Source organism: Micromonospora sp. NPDC049048 (assembly GCF_043197615.1).
Taxonomy (GTDB): Bacteria; Actinomycetota; Actinomycetes; order Mycobacteriales; family Micromonosporaceae; genus Micromonospora.
In genome coordinates this window covers 243,521-261,992 of record NZ_JBICTM010000006.1, presented here as the reverse complement: position 1 = coordinate 261,992, position 18,472 = coordinate 243,521, and the positions used below count along the sequence as shown (strand labels likewise).

At 70.9% G+C, this 18,472-nt stretch carries 16 protein-coding genes and 2 tRNA genes; 12 read left to right on the top strand and 6 right to left on the bottom strand.

Annotated features, from left to right (window positions below; all coding sequences use genetic code 11):
* Nucleotides 1–15: 15 nt before the first annotated feature.
* A complete protein-coding gene (rpmH, locus tag ACGFIG_RS20785) occupies nucleotides 16–153 on the bottom strand; it encodes a 50S ribosomal protein L34 (protein WP_089002791.1) in 138 nt (45 codons plus the stop codon).
* Nucleotides 154–663: 510 nt separating this feature from the next.
* On the opposite strand from rpmH, the gene dnaA reads away from it, so the two are divergent.
* The 5 genes from dnaA (at nucleotide 664) to ACGFIG_RS20760 (ending at nucleotide 7,266) form a co-directional block, all read left to right on the top strand.
* Nucleotides 664–2,613: a chromosomal replication initiator protein DnaA gene (dnaA, locus tag ACGFIG_RS20780; protein ID WP_393005162.1), complete on the top strand. Its 1,950-nt coding sequence runs from the start codon at nucleotides 664–666 to the stop codon at nucleotides 2,611–2,613.
* A 761-nt stretch (nucleotides 2,614–3,374) separates the two neighbouring features.
* On the top strand, nucleotides 3,375–4,508 hold the full coding sequence (gene dnaN / locus ACGFIG_RS20775) for a DNA polymerase III subunit beta (protein WP_393005160.1): 1,134 nt from the start codon (nucleotides 3,375–3,377) through the stop codon (nucleotides 4,506–4,508).
* Between the two features lie 41 nt (nucleotides 4,509–4,549).
* On the top strand, nucleotides 4,550–5,422 hold the full coding sequence (gene gnd, locus ACGFIG_RS20770; protein WP_393005158.1) for a phosphogluconate dehydrogenase (NAD(+)-dependent, decarboxylating): 873 nt from the start codon (nucleotides 4,550–4,552) through the stop codon (nucleotides 5,420–5,422).
* A gap of 16 nt (nucleotides 5,423–5,438) precedes the next feature.
* Nucleotides 5,439–6,572 carry a DNA replication/repair protein RecF gene (gene recF / locus ACGFIG_RS20765; RefSeq protein WP_393005156.1) on the top strand — a complete coding sequence of 378 codons (1,134 nt, stop codon included), beginning with the start codon at nucleotides 5,439–5,441 and terminating at the stop codon, nucleotides 6,570–6,572.
* Nucleotides 6,562–7,266: a DUF721 domain-containing protein gene (locus ACGFIG_RS20760; RefSeq protein WP_393005154.1), complete on the top strand. Its 705-nt coding sequence runs from the start codon at nucleotides 6,562–6,564 to the stop codon at nucleotides 7,264–7,266. Before recF ends, ACGFIG_RS20760 begins: the two co-directional genes overlap by 11 nt.
* Nucleotides 7,267–7,268: 2 nt before the next feature.
* Here the strand turns inward: ACGFIG_RS20760 and ACGFIG_RS20755 are convergent, their stop codons facing one another.
* Both ACGFIG_RS20755 and ACGFIG_RS20750 read right to left on the bottom strand, forming a co-directional pair.
* Nucleotides 7,269–7,496, bottom strand: coding sequence for a hypothetical protein (locus ACGFIG_RS20755; RefSeq protein ID WP_393005152.1), 228 nt, complete (start codon nucleotides 7,494–7,496; stop codon nucleotides 7,269–7,271).
* A gap of 147 nt (nucleotides 7,497–7,643) precedes the next feature.
* Entirely contained in the window at nucleotides 7,644–8,198 is a 555-nt protein-coding gene (locus ACGFIG_RS20750) for a hypothetical protein (RefSeq protein WP_393005150.1), read from the bottom strand.
* A 511-nt stretch (nucleotides 8,199–8,709) separates the two neighbouring features.
* Here ACGFIG_RS20750 and gyrB point away from each other — a divergent pair.
* From gyrB to ACGFIG_RS20720, 6 genes are all read left to right on the top strand, one after another.
* On the top strand, nucleotides 8,710–10,656 hold the full coding sequence (gene gyrB, locus ACGFIG_RS20745; RefSeq protein WP_393005148.1) for a DNA topoisomerase (ATP-hydrolyzing) subunit B: 1,947 nt from the start codon (nucleotides 8,710–8,712) through the stop codon (nucleotides 10,654–10,656).
* A gap of 131 nt (nucleotides 10,657–10,787) precedes the next feature.
* Complete coding sequence (gene gyrA, locus ACGFIG_RS20740; protein WP_393005146.1) at nucleotides 10,788–13,307, top strand: DNA gyrase subunit A; 2,520 nt, start codon at nucleotides 10,788–10,790, stop codon at nucleotides 13,305–13,307.
* Between the two features lie 4 nt (nucleotides 13,308–13,311).
* The gene (locus ACGFIG_RS20735; RefSeq protein WP_393005144.1) at nucleotides 13,312–14,226 is read left to right on the top strand and encodes a DUF3566 domain-containing protein; all 915 of its coding nucleotides are present in this window, start codon (nucleotides 13,312–13,314) and stop codon (nucleotides 14,224–14,226) included.
* A 220-nt stretch (nucleotides 14,227–14,446) separates the two neighbouring features.
* A tRNA-Ile gene (locus ACGFIG_RS20730) sits at nucleotides 14,447–14,520 on the top strand.
* 43 nt (nucleotides 14,521–14,563) lie between these two features.
* Nucleotides 14,564–14,692: a DLW-39 family protein gene (locus ACGFIG_RS20725; protein WP_393005142.1), complete on the top strand. Its 129-nt coding sequence runs from the start codon at nucleotides 14,564–14,566 to the stop codon at nucleotides 14,690–14,692.
* A 40-nt stretch (nucleotides 14,693–14,732) separates the two neighbouring features.
* Nucleotides 14,733–14,808 (top strand) — tRNA-Ala (locus ACGFIG_RS20720).
* Between the two features lie 64 nt (nucleotides 14,809–14,872).
* Here ACGFIG_RS20720 and ACGFIG_RS20715 read toward each other — a convergent pair.
* Together ACGFIG_RS20715 and ACGFIG_RS20710 are read right to left on the bottom strand one after the other, a co-directional pair.
* Entirely contained in the window at nucleotides 14,873–15,874 is a 1,002-nt protein-coding gene (locus ACGFIG_RS20715) for a hypothetical protein (protein WP_393005140.1), read from the bottom strand.
* A 116-nt stretch (nucleotides 15,875–15,990) separates the two neighbouring features.
* The gene (locus tag ACGFIG_RS20710; RefSeq protein WP_393005591.1) at nucleotides 15,991–16,500 is read right to left on the bottom strand and encodes an O-acetyl-ADP-ribose deacetylase; all 510 of its coding nucleotides are present in this window, start codon (nucleotides 16,498–16,500) and stop codon (nucleotides 15,991–15,993) included.
* Between the two features lie 144 nt (nucleotides 16,501–16,644).
* Between ACGFIG_RS20710 and ACGFIG_RS20705 the strand changes: the two genes are divergently transcribed.
* Nucleotides 16,645–17,514 (top strand): GyrI-like domain-containing protein, encoded by an 870-nt coding sequence (locus ACGFIG_RS20705; protein WP_393005138.1) that lies wholly within the window; start codon nucleotides 16,645–16,647, stop codon nucleotides 17,512–17,514.
* 140 nt (nucleotides 17,515–17,654) lie between these two features.
* On the opposite strand, the gene ACGFIG_RS20700 is transcribed toward ACGFIG_RS20705, so the two are convergent.
* Entirely contained in the window at nucleotides 17,655–18,419 is a 765-nt protein-coding gene (locus tag ACGFIG_RS20700; protein ID WP_393005136.1) for an HAD family hydrolase, read from the bottom strand.
* Nucleotides 18,420–18,472 lie beyond the last annotated feature (53 nt).

Here is an 18,472-nt window from a genome sequence, read left to right as displayed (position 1 = left end):
CTGCCCCGGTCGGCCTCAGGCCGACAGGCGGGCGCGGCCCTTGGAGCGACGGGTCGACAGGATGGCGCGGCCGGCACGGGTGCGCATGCGCAGCCGGAAGCCGTGGGTCTTCGCGCGCCGGCGGTTGTTCGGCTGGTAGGTGCGCTTGCTCACGTCAGGCTCTCCGTTTTCGTACGCCCCGGGCGAGGGGTCGCCGGGATCGTGTGGTGGTCCAGGCCACCTCGACGGTGGCCCCCCGATCGGTGCTGCCCGTCGGAGCGGGACCTCGGCGATGCGGGGAAGCAACCGCGGACAGCAAGCACCCATCACCCTAGCAGAGGGCGAGAGAGCAGCCGTTCCAGCCTACGCAGGGCGGCAACCACCGTCAAACACTCCCCAGCAGGGCGGACACCGGCCCTGACCGGCGACCGATGGGGCCGTTTTCGCTCATGTCGACAAGGGTCGCCGCGCGTCGGCGGTTGATGACGCGCCGACAACGCTGTTACCGTGCCCGATTGCGGTCAGCGTCGAAAGGTCCGGTCGTTGCCGGCGGGCAAGACCGGACAAGGTAGTGAATCGTTCGGCACGGTGAACCCGCTTCAGCGCCCGTTCAGGCAGGGGGCAGGTCCGACCCGCGTCCGGCGGGCGGCCACAATCGGTGCGTACACAGGCTGTGGATAACTTGTGGACGAGGACCGGTCGGCCGCCCGGTGGGTGTCGTTCCACCCGCGCGTACGCGGCGGGCCCGGGACGGCCGACCGGAGCAGACGGCGGCGTCGGCGGAGCAGAGGCGAGGGGGGTGGCACGACGGTGACCGGTACGACCGACCTTGCCGCGGTGTGGACGGCGGCGACCGACGAACTCGCCGACGAGATCATCTCCGCGCAGCAGCGGGCGTACCTGCGGCTGACCCGGCTGCGTGCCATCGTCGAGGACACCGCGCTGCTCTCCGTCCCGGACGCCTTCACCCGGGACGTGATCGAGTCGCGGCTGCGCCCGGCGATCACGGAGGCGCTCACCCGCCGGTTGGGCCGACCGATCCAGGTCGCGGTGACCGTACGCCTGCCCGAGGACGGCGCGAGCCGCCCGGCGGGCACCGTCTACCGCAGCGTCCCGGAGCCCGGACCGGCCGACCACGACGGCGGGCTGCCCGACGCGCCGATGGGCTACGACGGGACGACCGGGCAGCGCGACGACGAGGCCCTCGACTCCGGGCAGCCGCCTCTCATCCCCGAGCAGGCCCACCCCCAGCGGCGACCCGACGCGTCGGTGCCGGGCGCGGACGGGCACCGGCCGGACGAGCGGGGCGGGCAGGAGACGCTGTTCAGCACCGCCTTCGCCGGGCCCGACCGGTCGGGCCCGCTGCGACACCAGACCGAACGCCAGGGCTACGACGGGCATGTCGCCCGGCTGGACCCGCCGGCCGCCGACGTACGGGGGTACGAGCCGCGCTACCGCGAGGACGCCGTCTCCCCCCGGGACCAGCACGTGATCCGGGCCCTGCCCCGCGACACGGGCACCGACAACGGGCCCGGGCGGGGTGGCGCGGATCACCATCGGCCCGGTGGCCGGGACGATCGCCGGCTGCCGGGCGCCGACACCGGCGGCAACCGGCTCAACCCGAAGTACATGTTCGAGACGTTCGTCATCGGCTCGTCCAACCGCTTCGCGCACGCCGCGAGCGTCGCGGTCGCCGAGTCGCCGGCGAAGGCGTACAACCCGCTCTTCATCTACGGCAGCTCGGGGCTGGGCAAGACGCACCTGCTGCACGCCATCGGGCACTACGCCACGACGCTGGGCAACGCGCGCTCGGTCCGGTACGTCTCGACCGAGGAGTTCACCAACGACTTCATCAACTCGCTCCGGGACGACAAGACCAGTGCGTTCCAGCGGCGCTACCGCGACGTCGACATCCTGCTGATCGACGACATCCAGTTCCTGGAGAACCGCGAGCGCACGCAGGAGGAGTTCTTCCACACGTTCAACACGCTGCACAACGCCAACAAGCAGATCGTGATCACCTCCGACCGGTCGCCGAAGCAGCTCGCGACCCTGGAGGACCGGCTGCGTACCCGCTTCGAGTGGGGGCTGCTCGCCGACATCCAGCCGCCGGACCTGGAGACCCGGATCGCGATCCTGCAGAAGAAGGCGGCGCAGGAGCGCCTCTACGCCCCGCCGGACGTGCTGGAGTTCATCGCCTCGCGGGTGTCGAACTCGATCCGGGAGCTGGAGGGCGCGCTGATCCGGGTCACGGCGTTCGCCAGCCTGACCCGTTCCACGGTCGAGCTGTCGCTGGCGGAGGAGGTGCTGCGGGACTTCATCCCCGACGGTGCCGGGCCGGAGATCACCGCCGACCAGATCATGGTCTCCACCGCCGACTACTTCGGCGTCAGCCTGGAGGACCTGCGCGGGCACTCCCGCTCGCGGGTGCTGGTGAACGCCCGTCAGGTCGCCATGTACCTGTGCCGTGAGCTGACCGACCTGTCGCTGCCCCGCATCGGGCAGGCCTTCGGCGGCCGGGACCACACCACCGTGATGCACGCCGACCGCAAGATCCGCCAGCAGATGGCCGAGCGCCGCTCGCTCTACAACCAGATCGCCGAGCTGACCAACCGGATCAAGCAGAACACCTGAGCGACGCGGAACGACGCGCCCGGCCGGACCTCTCGGCCGGGCGTTTTTTCGTCTTCCACAGCCGGCCCGGCTTGACCCTCGACATGGTCTAGGCCACAGCATCGGGGCCGTGTCCGTACACAGCCCGGATCGTTGTCCACATCTCGTTGTCCACAGCCTGTGGGAAACTACCGTCCGTCCACCGCCAGTTACCCACAGGTTGTGGACAAACCCTGGGGACGACGCTGTGGACGACTGTGGACAGTCCGGAAGTTGTCCACCGGTGACGGCCCACCTGTGGGCAACCTGTTGAAGGTTCTGGGGATGACGACGTCCGGGCGTCGGTCGCCCGTCCACAGGGCTGGGGAGAAAGTCGGTGGATAACCGGTGGATAACCGGTGGACGACGGTGGACAACCTGGGGGCGCCGACGGCCTGTGGACAGGAAGACGAGTTGTACCCCGGGTTCTCCACAGGTAAACCACCGGTGGATAACGTGCCTGACCTGCGCAGACGCTAGTTCTCCACAGTTTGCACAGGTGCGATGAAGATGACGAGTTATCTCTTCTAAGACAACAAAAACCAATCATCACCGTTGGACTTCCTGTGGATTGGCCGGAAGGCCGTCGTGGACGGCTCTCCGGCACCAGGGAAGTCACGGGGTCGGGCGCACAGCCGATGCCCACGCGCCCTAAGGTGCGATGGGTACCCGCACGGACAGGCGGGTCGGTAGGCAGCGGTCGGCATGAGAGAGTTGTCGCTGACGTCGACGCGGAGGCATTGATGAAGTTCCGAGTGGAGCGCGACGCGCTCGCCGAGGCCGTGGCCTGGACCGCGAAGAGCCTGCCCAGCCGGCCGTCCGTACCGGTGCTCGCGGGCGTGATGCTGCGCGTCACCGACGGCAACCTGCAGGTCTCCGGCTTCGACTACGAGGTCTCCAGCCAGGTCACCGTCGAGGTGCAGGGGGACGCCGACGGCGCCGCCCTGGTCTCCGGCCGGCTGCTGGCCGAGATCACCAAGGCGCTGCCCGCCAAGCCGGTGGACATCGCCGCCGTCGGCGCCCACCTCGAACTGGTCTGCGGCAGCGCCCGGTTCACCCTGCCCACCATGCCGGTCGAGGACTACCCGTCCCTGCCGGAGATGCCCGAGAGCGCCGGCACCATCGACGCCGCCGCCTTCGCGGCCGCCGTCGCCCAGGTGGCCGTCGCCGCCGGCCGCGACGAGACGCTGCCGATGATGACCGGCGTACGCATCGAGCTCTCCGGCGGCACGCTGGCCATGCTCGCCACCGACCGCTACCGGCTGGCCCTGCGCGAGATGGAGTGGAACCCGGACGACTCCGAGGTGAGCCTCAACGCCCTCGTGCCGGCCCGGACCCTGCACGACACCGCCAAGGCCCTCGGCCCGATCGGTGGCCAGGTCACCATGGCGCTCTCCCAGGGCGCGGCCGGCGAGGGGATGATCGGCTTCGCCGGCGGCACCCGACGCACCACCAGCCGCCTGCTCGACGGGGCGAACTACCCCCCGGTGCGCTCCCTCTTCCCCGCCACCCACAACGCCGAGGCCCGGGTGCCCGTCAGCACCCTGATCGAGGTCGTCAAGCGGGTCGCCCTCGTCGCCGACCGGGCCACCCCGGTACTGCTGAGCTTCAGCGCCGACGGCCTGGTGGTCGAGGCCGGCGGCACCGAGGAGGCGCGGGCCAGCGAGGCGATGGAGGCCACCTTCACCGGTGACGCGCTGACCATCGGCTTCAACCCCCAGTACCTGATCGACGGTCTGACCAACCTGGGGTCCCAGTTCGCCGTGCTCTCGTTCGTCGACGCCTTCAAGCCCGCGGTGATTTCGCCCGCCGGCGAGGATGGCGAGGTCATCCCCGGGTACCGGTACCTCATCATGCCGATCCGCGTCTCCCGCTGATCGCGTCCCGAGAAGACCACGACGCACGGAGGTAGGAACACATGCAGCTCGGCCTGGTAGGGCTCGGCCGGATGGGCGGCAACATGCGCGAGCGGTTGCGCGCCGCCGGGCACGAGGTGGTCGGCTTCGACCACAACGCGGAGCTGAGCGACGTCGCGACCCTCGCGGAGCTGGCGGAGAAGCTGGAGTCGCCCCGGGCCGTCTGGGTCATGGTCCCGGCCGGCGTCACCGACGCGACCATCGACGAGCTCGCCGACGTCCTCGGCGAGGGCGACATCATCATCGACGGTGGCAACTCCCGCTTCAGCGACGACGCGCCCCGCGCGGAGCGGCTGAACGAGCGCGGCATCGGCTACCTCGACGCCGGCGTCTCGGGCGGCGTCTGGGGCCGGCAGAACGGCTACGCGCTCATGGTCGGCGGCGCCCAGGAGCACGTCGAGCGGCTCATGCCGATCTTCGATTCGCTGAAGCCGGCTGGCGAGTTCGGCTTCGTGCACGCCGGTCCGGTGGGCGCCGGGCACTACGCCAAGATGGTCCACAACGGCATCGAGTACGGCCTGATGCACGCCTACGCCGAGGGCTACGAGCTGCTGGCCAAGTCGGAGCTGGTCACCAACGTGCCCGGGGTGTTCAAGTCCTGGCGCGAGGGCACCGTGGTCCGGTCCTGGCTGCTGGACCTGCTCGACCGGGCCCTCGACGAGGACCCGGAGCTGGCCGAGCTGAGCGGCTACACGGAGGACACGGGCGAGGGTCGGTGGACGGTCGACGAGGCGGTCCGGCTCGCCGTGCCGCTGAACGTGATCACCGCCTCGCTCTTCGCCCGCTTCGCCTCCCGCCAGGACGACTCCCCGGCCATGAAGGCGGTCGCCGCGCTGCGCCAGCAGTTCGGCGGGCACGCCGTCCGCAAGCGCTGACAGAATCCACGCGCCTGTGTACGTCCGCCGGCTCGAACTGGTCGACTTCCGCTCGTACGAGCGGGTCGGCGTGGACCTGGAGCCGGGGGCGAACGTCCTGACCGGCGCCAACGGCGTCGGCAAGACGAACCTGGTCGAGGCGCTGGGCTACGTGGCGACCCTGGATTCGCACCGGGTCGCCACGGACGCCCCCCTCGTACGGATGGGCGCCTCCTCGGCGGTGATCCGCTGCGCGGTCGTGCACGAGGGACGCGAGCTGCTGGTGGAACTGGAGATCGTCCCGGGCAAGGCCAACCGGGCCCGGCTGGGACGGTCACCGGCCCGCCGCGCGCGGGACGTCCTCGGCGCGTTGCGGCTCGTGCTGTTCGCCCCGGAGGACCTGGAACTCGTCCGGGGCGACCCGGCCGAACGCCGCCGCTACCTCGACGACCTGCTGGTCAGCCGCCAACCTCGGTACGCCGGCGTGCGGGCCGACTACGAACGGGTGGTCAAGCAGCGCAACGCCCTGCTGCGCACCGCGTACCTGGCCCGCAAGACGGGCGGGTCGCGGGGCGGGGACCTGTCGACCCTGGCGGTGTGGGACACGCATCTCGCCCGGCACGGCGCCGAACTGCTCGCCGGGCGGCTGGAGTTGGTCGCCGCGCTGGGCCCGCACGTGACGAAGGCGTACGACGCGGTGGCGGCGGGACGCGGGGCCGCCGGGATCGCGTACCGGCCGTCGGTGGAGCTGGCGGAGCCCACCACCGACCGGGAGGCCCTGGCGGCGGCACTGACCGCCGCGCTCGTGGAGTCCCGCGCCGCCGAGGTCGAGAGAGGCACCACCCTGGTCGGCCCGCACCGCGACGAACTGGCGCTGACGCTGGGCCCCCTGCCCGCCAAGGGGTACGCCAGCCACGGCGAGTCCTGGTCGTACGCCCTGGCCCTGCGGCTGGCCGGCTACGACCTGCTCCGCTCCGACGGCATCGAGCCGGTGCTGGTGCTCGACGACGTCTTCGCCGAGCTGGACGCCGGGCGGCGGGAGCGGCTGGCGGAGCTGGTCGGCGGAGCGAGCCAGCTGCTGGTGACCTGTGCCGTGGACGAGGACGTGCCGGCCTCCCTGCGCGGCGCCCGCTACGCGGTGGGCGACGGGACGGTACGACGTGTCGGATGAGCTTCCACCGGCCCGCCTGGGGCCGGTACGCGGCCGGCCGGCCGGCGACCCCGCCGACGCGGCGCGCGGCGCCGACCCGAGCCGCGGGCATCCGGCCGGGGGCGGTGACAACCGGGCGGACGGCGCGGCGCGCGGCGGCGAGCCGACCGCCGGCACGCCGTCCCGTGGCGATGCGGCCGGCGGCGCGAGCGGGCCGGAGCTGGCCCGGGCGGTGCTGGACGCGGCACGGGCCCGCCGGGAGGCGGCGGCCCGCACGCGTCGGCGTACCCCCGGCGGTGGGGGTGACGGGGGCGGTCAGGAGCGGCGTCTGCGTGGATACTCCGGTCCCGGACCGGATCCCCGCGACCCGCAGCCGCTCGGCGCGGTGCTCAACCGGCTCGTCAAGGCGCGCGGCTGGCAGCAGCCGGCGGCCGAGGCGACGGTGTTCGGCGCCTGGGAGCGGGTGGTGGGCCCGGAGGTGGCCCAGCACAGCCGCCCGGTGAAGCTGGAGGACGGCGAGCTGACCGTGGAGGCGCGCTCGACCGCCTGGGCCACCCAGCTCCGGCTGCTGGCCGGCTCGCTGCTGAAGCAGATCGCCAGCGAGGTCGGCCACAACGTGGTGCGCAAGCTGCACATCCACGGCCCCGCCGCGCCGTCCTGGTCGAAGGGCCCGCGCCGGGTCCGGGGCCGCGGCCCACGGGACACCTACGGCTGAGGTCAGCGACCCCCGCGCCGGGCCTCCCGCTCGGCGCGCTTGCGTTCCCGCTGCTCGCGGCTCCACTGCTTACGCCGCTCCAGGTCCTGCTTCCACGCCTCCCGGGCGTGGTGCGAGCCGCCCTGCACCGCGCCCTGCACCTCGGGCGGGCCCGCGAGACGCCGGTACGCCCAGGCCATCAGCCACCCGCCCTCGCCGGGGGCCTTCGGGGTGGGCTTCTCCTCGGTCATCGCCTGACCTCCCGCGCGGTGAACAATCGGCATGCGAACCATTGGTACACCATGCCGGTGGAGGACCTGCGCCACCCGCGTACCGCGCGGACCCAGGTCACCGCCGCCGTCGACCGGGTGGGCCCGTGCGTCGGCGCGCACAAGGGCTCAGGCGTCGGCGTACACGGCGAAGCCGCGGTCGGCGCAGCGGCGGTAGAAGGCGGCCAGCACCGCCAGCTCGGCGCAGGTGAAGTTCCACTGCGGCGGCTCGCCGCTCTCGTCGCGCAGCGCGTCCAGGCGGCTGTCGAGCCAGCGCAGCTGCTGCTCGGCCAACCGCCCGTCGGCGAGCAACGACCGCAGCACCTCGCTCACCGAGTCGAAGGTGACCGCCTCGCCGTGCGGGCGGTGGCCCGTCACGAACCGCTCGACGCCACCGGCGATCCAGGCGCAACCGTCGGGATCGATCACCGGGTCCTCGTCCTCCGCCGCCGCGTCCGTGGCGTAGAGCACACCTTCCAGGCCGAGCAGCAGATCGACCAGCTCGGTGTACGCGGTCGCCCGCACGGTGCCGGTCTTCGCGATCAGCTCGGCGAGCGCCGCGGTGGGCGCGGAGATGCGGGGCATGTCGACGATGTCGCCGAAGTCGACGAACTCGGCCGGTGCGACCGGGTCGTAGAAGCGGCCGGTCCGCGGCCAATGCACCGCGACGTTGTCCAGCCCCATCTGGTGTCACCTCTTCGAGAGCACGGATAGTTCGTATCGGCTCGATCGTCCGGTTCCGGCCGGAAAAGATCAAGGCCGGGTCGGCGGCGTGGCGGCTGTGACGTTTTCCGGCCCGGTCGACCGGCACCCGATCGTCAGGCGGCGGCGCCCCCGATCGCCCCATGGCGTGTAGGGGGAGTCGAGGGCGACGCGGTTCGGCCGGCTACGTCGGTCTCAGCCGCCTCGCAGGGGTGCCGAGTGGTGGTTCTGTCGCTGGCGCACAGTAAGATTGACCGCGAGACGAAGACCCGGTGCGGAGCGACGAGACACGGGCCCGTGAGCGGGGCCCGCGATCATTGTCCATGTCGGGTCGAGCCGATCGCGATCCGCGGGCAACCGCGGCGACCGGCGCGTTCGACCCGTACCCCGGAATTGTCCCCGGTGCCGGTCTGCGCGTCGACGTCGCGTCCTGTCCGCCGAACCCGCGCCCGACGCGCCACCAGGTGCGGACGGCGCGAGAAAGTGGCCGAGGGTGGCAGCGCAGGACAAGCAGGAGTACGGCGCCGGGTCGATCACCGTCCTCGAGGGGCTGGAGGCGGTCCGGAAGCGCCCCGGTATGTACATCGGGTCGACCGGTGAGCGTGGTCTGCACCACCTCGTGTGGGAGGTCGTCGACAACGCGGTGGACGAGGCGCTGGCCGGTCACTGCGACACCATCGACGTGGTGCTGCTCGCCGACGGCGGGGTCCGGGTCACCGACAACGGTCGGGGTTTCCCGGTCGACCTGCACCCGAAGCTGAAGAAGCCGGGCGTCGAGGTGGCGCTGACCGTGCTGCACGCGGGCGGCAAGTTCGACGGCAAGGCGTACGCCGTCTCCGGCGGCCTGCACGGCGTCGGCGTGTCCGTGGTGAACGCGCTCTCCACGAAGATGGCCGTGGAGATCCACAAGGACGGCTCCGTCTGGCGGCAGCAGTACCACAACTCCAAGCCGACCCCGCTGGAGAAGGGCGAGACGACCGACCGGACCGGCTCCGCGGTCGCCTTCTGGCCCGACCCGGACGTGTTCGAGACGGTCGACTTCGACTTCCAGACCATCTACCGCCGCCTCCAGGAGATGGCCTTCCTCAACCGGGGCCTCACCATCCACCTGCTCGACGAGCGGGTCCCGGAGGGCGAGGAGGGCAAGCCGCGCGAGGTCACCTTCTGCTACAAGGGCGGTATCGCCGACTTCGTCCGGCACCTCAACGCCTCGAAGAACCCGATCCACAAGACCGTGGTCGAGTTCGGCTCCGAGGAGGAGGGCATGTCGGTCGAGATCGCCATGCAGTGGAACGAGTCGTACGGCGAGTCGGTCTACACCTTCGCCAACACGATCAACACCCACGAGGGCGGCACCCACGAGGAGGGCTTCCGGGCCGCGCTGACCAGCGTCGTCAACCGCTACGGCACCGACAAGAAGCTGCTCAAGGGCGACGAGAAGCTCTCCGGCGAGGACATCCGCGAGGGCCTGGCCGCGATCATCTCGGTCAAGCTGGCCAACCCGCAGTTCGAGGGCCAGACCAAGACCAAGCTGGGCAACACCCCGGTGAAGAGCTTCGTGCAGCGGGTCTGCAACGAGTGGCTGGTCGACTGGTTCGACCGCAACCCGGCCGAGGCGAAGATCATCATCCAGAAGGCGTCCCAGGCCGCCCGGGCCCGGATCGCCGCGCAGCAGGCGCGCAAGCTGGCCCGGCGCAAGTCGCTGCTGGAGTCCGGTTCGATGCCGGGCAAGCTGGCCGACTGCCAGTCCACCGACCCGCGCGAGTCCGAGGTCTTCATCGTCGAGGGCGACTCGGCCGGCGGCTCGGCCAAGCAGGGCCGCGACCCGCGGGTGCAGGCGATCCTGCCGATCCGGGGCAAGATCCTCAACGTGGAGAAGGCCCGGATCGACCGGGTGCTCAAGAACAACGAGGTCCAGGCCCTGATCACGGCGCTCGGCACCGGGATCCACGACGACTTCGACATCGAGAAGCTGCGCTACCACAAGATCGTGCTGATGGCCGACGCCGACGTCGACGGCCAGCACATCCAGACGCTGCTGCTCACGCTGCTCTTCCGCTTCATGCGCCCGCTGGTCGAGCTGGGGCACGTCTACCTGGCCGCCCCGCCGCTCTACAAGATCAAGTGGAACAAGAAGGGCGACGACGCGCAGTACGCGTACTCGGACCGCGAGCGCGACGGCCTGATCGCGCTGCGCCAGCAGAAGAAGCCGAACGCGAAGCCGGACGACATCCAGCGCTTCAAGGGCCTCGGCGAGATGAACTACCCCGAACTGTGGGAGACCACGATGAACCCGGCGACGCGTACGCTGCGTCAGGTCACGCTCGACGACGCGGCCACCGCCGACGAGTTGTTCAGCGTGCTGATGGGTGAGGACGTCGAGGCACGCCGCTCGTTCATCCAGCGCAACGCCAAGGACGTCCGGTTCCTGGACATCTGACGGGTCACGGCGGGCCGGCCGGTCGTCCACCGGCCGGCCCGCCGATCCACAGAGTTATCCACAGCGCGGCCGGTATCCACAGCCGTTATCCACAGCACAAAAACGACTCTGAGTCTGATAAGGGTTAACAAGTGACCGATATCCCCGAGTCCACACCCAACGAGCCCGAGGTCCCGGAGACCGTCGCCGCCGTCGTCGCGCACGACCGCATCGAACCGGTCGGGCTCGAGGTGGAGATGCAGCGCTCCTACCTCGACTACGCGATGAGCGTCATCGTCGGGCGGGCGCTGCCGGACGTCCGGGACGGGCTCAAGCCGGTCCACCGCAAGATCCTCTACGCCATGTTCGACTCCGGCTACCGGCCGGACCGGGGCTACGTGAAGTGCTCCCGCGTGGTCGGCGACGTGATGGGTCAGTTCCACCCGCACGGCGACTCGGCGATCTACGACGCGCTGGTTCGCATGGCGCAGCCCTGGTCGCTGCGCTACCCGCTGGTCGACGGCAACGGCAACTTCGGCTCGCCGGGCAACGATCCCGCGGCCGCCATGCGCTACACCGAATGCAAGCTCGACCCGCTGGCCATGGAGATGCTGCGGGACATCGACGAGGACACCGTCGACCTCCAGGACAACTACGACGGCCGGGCCAAGGAGCCCACCATCCTGCCGTCGCGGATCCCGAACCTGCTCGTCAACGGCTCCGAGGGCATCGCGGTCGGCATGGCCACCAAGATCCCGCCGCACAACCTGCGCGAGATCGGCGCGGCCGTGCAGTGGTGCCTGGAGCACCCGGAGGAGGACGAGGCCACCACCCTCGACGCGCTGCTGGAGATCGTCAAGGGGCCGGACTTCCCCACCCACGGTCTGATCGTCGGCACGCAGGCGATCCAGGACGCGTACCGCACCGGGCGCGGGTCGATCCGGATGCGGGCCGTGGTGGAGGTCGAGGAGGACAAGCGGGGTCGCCCCTGCCTGGTCGTCAGCGAGCTGCCCTACCAGGTCAACCCGGACAACCTGGCCGAGCGCATCGCCGAGCTGATCAAGGAGGGCAAGCTCGCCGGCATCGCCGACATCCGCGACGAGTCCTCCGGGCGTACCGGCATGCGGATCGTGCTCGTGCTGAAGCGCGACGCGGTCGCCAAGGTGGTGCTGAACAACCTCTACAAGCACACCCAGCTCCAGGAGACCTTCGGCGCCAACATGCTGGCGCTGGTCGACGGGGTGCCGCGCACGCTCAACCTGGCGCAGTTCATCCGCTACTACGTCGAGCACCAGATCGACGTGATCCGCCGGCGTACGGCGTTCCGGCTGCGCAAGGCCGAGGAGCGGGCGCACATCCTGCGCGGTCTGGCCAAGGCGTTGGACGCCCTCGACGAGGTGATCGCCCTGATCCGGCGTTCGCCCACCGTCGAGGACGCCCGGCAGGGCCTGATCCGGCTGCTGGAGATCGACGAGATCCAGGCGACCGCGATCCTCGACATGCAGCTGCGCCGGCTCGCCGCGCTGGAGCGGCAGCGGATCCTCGACGACCTGGCCAAGCTGGAGCTGGAGATCGCCGACCTCAAGGACATCCTCGCCAAGCCCGAGCGGCAGCGCAGGATCGTCTCGGAGGAGCTGGGCGAGATCATCGCCAAGTGGGGTGACGAGCGGCGTACCAAGATCGTGCCGTTCGAGGGCGAGGTCTCCATGGAGGACCTGATCGCCCGCGAGGACGTGGTGGTCACGATCACCCGTACGGGCTACGCGAAGCGGACCAAGGTCGATCTCTACCGTTCGCAGCGGCGCGGCGGCAAGGGTGTCAGCGGGGCGACCCTCCGACAGGACGACATCGTCAGCCACTTCTTCGTATGCTCGACCCACGACTGGATGCTCTTCTTCACCAACAAGGGGCGCGTCTACCGGGCGAAGGCATACGAACTGCCGGAGGCCAGTAGGGTGGCCAAGGGCCAGCACGTGGCCAACCTGCTCGCCTTCCAGCCCGACGAGCAGATCGCGCAGATCATCGAGATTCCGAACTACCAGGTGGCCCCCTACCTGGTACTTGCCACGAAGAACGGCCTGGTGAAGAAGACTCGACTCGAGGAGTTCGACTCCCCTCGGTCCGGCGGAATCATCGCGATCAACCTGCGCGACGAGGACGAGCTGGTCGGGGCGGCGCTCGTCGCCCCCGAGGAGGATCTGCTGCTGGTCTCGAAGAACGCGCAGGCGATCCGGTTCAACGCGAGCGACGAGGCGCTGCGTCCGATGGGACGGGCCACCTCGGGCGTCATCGGCATGCGCTTCAGCGAGGACGACGTCCTGCTGGCCATGGAGGTGGTCCGCGAAGGGCTGGACGTGCTGGTGGCCACGAACGGGGGATATGCGAAACGCACCCCGATCGAGGAATACCCCGTGCAGGGCCGGGGAGGTAAGGGCGTGCTGACTGCGAAGATCACTGAGCGGCGCGGTGGTCTGGTCGGCGCGGTGGTGATCGACCCGGACGACGAGCTGTTCGCGATCACCAGCAACGGTGGTGTCATCCGGACTCCGGTGAAGCCTGTACGCCGTACGCGTGACCGGAACACAATGGGGGTCAAGCTGATGGACCTTCCGGATGGCGTGACTATCGTGGCGATTGCTCGCAATGCCGACGAGCCTGACGAACAGGACTAGTTGAATGACGGAGACACAGGCGAAGTCGGGGAACACGGGGACCTCGGCCACCCCGGTCGACGAGGAGGCCGCGAAGAGCGGCACACAGGCGACCGGCCGCGCGGCCGTGGGTCGGGCCACCGTCCCCGCCGACGCGCCTGCCCCGAAATTCACCCGGGCTCCCGGAATGACACCGCCTCCGGACAAGCCCTCCGACGACGGGGACGCGGCGGACCGGACCGAAGCGGTGGCGGGCGACAAGCCGGCCGCCACCGCCAAGCCGGCGCCCGCCGCCGCACCGACGACGACACAGCCGTTGAAGCTCGGTGCCGCCCAGTCGGCGGGCACGACCGGGACACAGCCGCGGATCACGGGCGCCACCGGCACCCAGCCCCGCGTCACAGGCACCGCGAAGCCGCAGCCGGACGGCGCCCGCCCGACCGGCGTCGGTCGCCCCGCGAACGGGGGCGGCCTGCCGCCGGGGGTCGGCGGCGCAGCGGCCGTCGGGGCGGCGCGCGTGGGTGATGCGGTACGCGCCGCGCGTACGTCGGTCAGCTCGGCCGCGTCGCGCGGGCCGCGCCGGGCCCGGCTGAACCTCAAGCGGATCGACCCCTGGTCCGTCATGAAGTTCGCGTTCGCGGTCTCGGTGGTGCTCTTCATCGTCGTGGTGGTGGCCACCTCGGTGCTCTACCTGGCCCTCGACGCGATGGGCGTGTTCACCAGCGTCAACGACAGCCTGACCGACCTGGTCAGCGCCGGCGGCGGCCAGAGCACCAGCGGCTTCCAGATCACCGCCAAGGGCGTGATCCTCAGCTCGGCGCTGATCGGCCTGGTCAACGTCGTGCTGTTCACGGCGCTCGCCACTCTGGGGGCGTTCGTCTACAACGTCTGCGCGGACCTGGTCGGCGGCATCGAGCTGACCCTCGCCGAGCGCGACTGAACCACACCGGAAGCCGGGGCACCGCCGAGCGCGGCGCCCCGGCTTCCGCGTATTTCGAGGCACGTCACCGGCTTCGGCGGGGCCGCGCCGGGCAGCGTAATCGGCTGGGCCGGGCGGGACGCCTCCGGTAGGTTCGGAGGCGACGGCATCGCCCGGCCGGCACGCAGGCCCCGATTTGGGGCCGGACGGACGGATGGGTTAACCTTGCTCGTCGCCATGCGGGGCTATAGCTCAGTCGGTTAGAGCGCAGAGCTGATAACTCTGAGGTCGCTGGTTCGATTCCAGCTAGCCCCACCGCACATCGTCCGACGACAGTCGAGCACGAGGGGTAGGCCCCATGTTCAAGAAGCTTCTGATCCTGGCCGGCGTCATCGGTGTGGCAGCCGTGGTGGCCAGGAAGGTCAAGGCTTCCAACGATGAGCGCGCCCTGTGGCACGAGGCGACCACCGCGCCCGACCTGCGCTGACCCGCTGGCATCGCCAGCACCGGCGGCACCGCCCGCCGTGGGGGCCCTAGCTCAACTGGCAGAGCACTGCCTTTGCAAGGCAGGGGTTAGGGGTTCGAGTCCCCTGGGCTCCACCAGCACTTTCCTTTGTTGTGGCACCAGAACCGAACGACAGATGTAGTTCGGTGTTGAAGTGCCTGGTCAGCCGGGTTCGTTGATCTGGTCGATGACCTGTGGGTTGGTGGCCTGCCACTCGCTACTTGTGAGAGCGCGGGTTCGTTCAGCCAACCGGCGCAGGGCTGCCACCGCTTCTTCGTCCAACTGCCGGCCGCTGTAGCCGACGTAGGCCACGATCCCCGGTGCCGGCTCCCAGGCGAGGGTGCCGTTGCCGCCGAGCCCGACCGATACGACGGCCTGTCTCCCGTGGACCGGCCCGGCGTCTTCGGTTCGCCCTGCGTAGAGCTGGTCTTCGAATCCGCCGCCGCTGGTCACCGCTGTGTAGGTCAGGCCGCTGCCGAGCGCTTCCTGTTCTCCCACGCCGGCGCTGCCGTAGCGGATCTGATGGATGGCCGGCGGCCGGTAGGGACCCGTGGACACCACCACGTAGCCGGCCGGTTGGCGTACGACCGGGCGGCCGGCCACGATCGTGGTGCGGGCCGCGATCGCGATCAGCTCGGCCTCGCTCAGGTCACCCCGGATTCGCGCGTACGCCCCGGCGATCGACCACGTGACCATCCGGTCTTCCGCCCTGCCGATCACCGCGCCCACACCGACACTGCGGCCGACTTTCGGCGCGTCGACCGGGAACGTCACCACCGCTCCGTTCCTGCCGAGAGAGCCGTCCGCCCGACGCACCACCACGGTCCACGGGCCATTCCCCGCCGTACGGTCACATTGCTCCACAGCCGCACCAGGTCCGGCCGAGACTGGGGCGATCAGCAACCCGGCCACCGGGTCCACCGCCGCAGGATTCTGGTCCGCACCGAGCAGCTCGCGCGGCGGAACCGCAGAGGTCGCGGTCACCGCCGGCACCACGGGGCCCGGACTCGGACTCGGGCTCACCCGTGTCTCCCGCCGCACCCCGTGATCACCGGAGAGAACGACGGTCGCAGCAGCGACGACAGCGGCCGACAACCCGACCACGATCAACCACCGCGGTGTCCGCCACCGGGGATCGTCCGAGCCGAAAGTGACGACGTCCACACAGCCATCATCGATGGCGCACCTGTCGGGCGTCCACTGCTCGGCACGACCGCGCTTCGTACCCGTTGCCGGCGGCTGCGATCCGTGAGGCGCGGTCGGCGGCAGGCCCGGACGGGTCAGCCCGCGGCTGCCATCGCGGCTTGCAGGTGCTTCCGGGTGTCCTCGTCGAATGCGACGAGTCGTACCCGTTGAACGTCCGTCGGTGTGGACCTGATCGTCGCGACGGCGATCCGGGCGGCCTGGTCGGGAGGGAAGCCGTAGACGCCGGTCGCGATCGCGGGGAAGGCGACGGTCCGGGCGCCGAGTTCGTCGGCGACCTGGAGGCTCCTGCGGTAGCAGGAGGCCAGGACTTCGGCTTCACCGTGGCCGCCGCCTTCCCAGACGGGCCCGACGGTGTGGATGACGTGCCGTACGGGTGGGTCGAGGTCGAACGCCGGGGTCGGCATGGCGTCGCCCGGCTCGCAGGGACCGATCGCACCCCCGGCCTGGGCCAGGCGAGGCCCGGCAGCGCGGTGGATCGCTCCATCGACACCGCCGCCGCCCAGCAGGGACTCGTTCGCGGCGGTGACGATGGCGTCCACGTTGTCGCGCGTGATGTCACCCATGACGACCTCGATCACTGCCACAGCAGAATCCTGGCACAGGCACCCGGTCGGCGGCACGCGCGTGTGTTCAGCGCAGCGCCGCGCCGCGCATGATCGGATCGGATCTCTACGGTCGGGTGCGGTCGGGGGTTCCTCGGCCAGGCTTGACGTCGAAGGGAGGCCCTCGTGATCGTGGCACTCAACCGGCTTGTCGACCTGGTCGAAGAGCACCTCACCGAGGAGTTCGACGTCAACGGGTTGGCCAGGGCGCTCGGCACGACCGAATACCACCTGCGCCGGATGTTCTCGTCGTTGGCCGGCATGCCGTTGTCGGAGTACGTGCGCCGGCGCCGGATGACCGTCGCCGCTGCCGACGTCGTACGGGGCGAGGACGATCTGCTGAGCATCGCCGTCCGGCACGGGTACGGCTCAACCGAGGCGTTCGGTCGCGCGTTCCGGGCGGTGCACGGCGCCAACCCCGGTGACGTTCGCCGCGACGGAGGTCCCCTTCGCACACAACCGCAGCTCAGGTTCCGCCTGACCGTCGAAGGGAGCATCCCCATGGACACCCGCATCGTAGAGCGCCCCGCGTTCCGGCTCGTCGGACACGCAGCCCGGGTCCCGCTCATCCACCGGGGCATCAACCCGCACATCCAGCAGCACATCGCCGCGCTCCCGCCGCAGGAGCATCTCCGGCTGAAGTCCCTCAGCGACACCGACCCGGCCGGGCTGCTGCAGGTCTCCGACGACCTCGACCCCGACGCCACCGAGGGCAGCGAACTGACCTACCTGCACGGGGTCGCCGTGTCCCGGGACACGCAGGCCCCGGACGACCTCGACGCCATCGAGGTGCCGGCCGGCATGTGGGCGATCTTCCGCACCTCCGGACCTCATCCGCAGGCCCTGCAGGACACCTGGGCCGCCACCGCGACCGAGTGGTTCCCCTCCAACCCGTGGCGGCTGCGGCCGGGGCCCTCGATCGTGGCGATCCTCGATCGCGCGGACGACTTCAGCACCGCCACCTGCGAGCTGTGGCTGCCCGTCGAGCCGACGTGACGGACCTGCGGGAGCAGTAGACAGCAAGGATCCGGCCCGGCCACCCGCCGTCACCCGGTCGGGGGCCGGGCCGGTGATCCCGCAGCAGGCGTGCGGCCGGGGCAGGACCGTGGACCACCGGGGCGGTTCAGCCCGGGCGTCTACCGGGTCTGGCCCACCCCGCTGCTCGACAGCAGCTTGAGCAGCCCGTGGCCGTCCTCGATCCGCGCGTCCGGCTCGACATCCGGCAGCGCCGCCTCGCGGTCGGTGCGGGGCGACCGCATCAGGACCGCCGCCCCGGCGCCGGCGCGGCGGGCGCAGACGATGTCGCGGTGCACGCTGTCGCCGACGAACCAGCAGTCGCCGATCGGCACCGCGATGGCACCGGCCGCCAGCAGCGCCAGTTCCGGGTTCGGCTTCCGGGGCCCGGCCTCGTCGCTGTAGAACTCGGCCCGGAACAGCCCGGAGAGCCCCGCGGCGGCGAGGAAGTCCCGGTGGGCGGCGCCGCAGAGCGTGTTGCTGACGACCGCCATCGGCAGGCCGGCGTCGGCGGCGTGGCGCAACGCCTCGGGGATGCCGGGCCGCACCGCCCACCCCTCCCGCCAGGTCCAGGCGTACGCCAGCGGGGTCGCCTCCCGCTCGACGGCGTCGCGGGCCCCGCGCGGCCAGGAACGGGTCACGAAGTCGGCCCACATCCGGGCGTGTGTCAGCTCGACGGGGTCGCCCGTGCGGCCCACGTCGTCGCGCCACAGGGCGTACGCGCGGGCGCCCTCGCCGAGGTCCCGGACGATCTGCTCGTCCGGGACCGCGCCGTCGACGAGTTCGGCCAGCCGCCGCACCAGCCCGGGGGTGGCCGGTGGTTGGGGTGGCGCGTCGGCCAGGACGCCGCCGAAGTCCAGCAGGAGAGCCCGAGGGGTACGAAGCATGCCGCCATCCTCGCGCACCGGAGGGCGATTGAGACGGGCCGTGGTCCGTCGGG

Coding starts and splice junctions, on each gene's coding strand:
- ACGFIG_RS20700 (WP_393005136.1), bottom strand. CDS start 18,419: ATGCTTCGTACCCCTCGGGCTCTCCTGCTGGACTTCGGCGGCGTCCTG.
- dnaN (WP_393005160.1), top strand. CDS start 3,375: ATGAAGTTCCGAGTGGAGCGCGACGCGCTCGCCGAGGCCGTGGCCTGG.
- ACGFIG_RS20725 (WP_393005142.1), top strand. CDS start 14,564: ATGTTCAAGAAGCTTCTGATCCTGGCCGGCGTCATCGGTGTGGCAGCC.
- ACGFIG_RS20735 (WP_393005144.1), top strand. CDS start 13,312: ATGACGGAGACACAGGCGAAGTCGGGGAACACGGGGACCTCGGCCACC.
- gnd (WP_393005158.1), top strand. CDS start 4,550: ATGCAGCTCGGCCTGGTAGGGCTCGGCCGGATGGGCGGCAACATGCGC.
- ACGFIG_RS20755 (WP_393005152.1), bottom strand. CDS start 7,496: ATGACCGAGGAGAAGCCCACCCCGAAGGCCCCCGGCGAGGGCGGGTGG.
- ACGFIG_RS20750 (WP_393005150.1), bottom strand. CDS start 8,198: ATGGGGCTGGACAACGTCGCGGTGCATTGGCCGCGGACCGGCCGCTTC.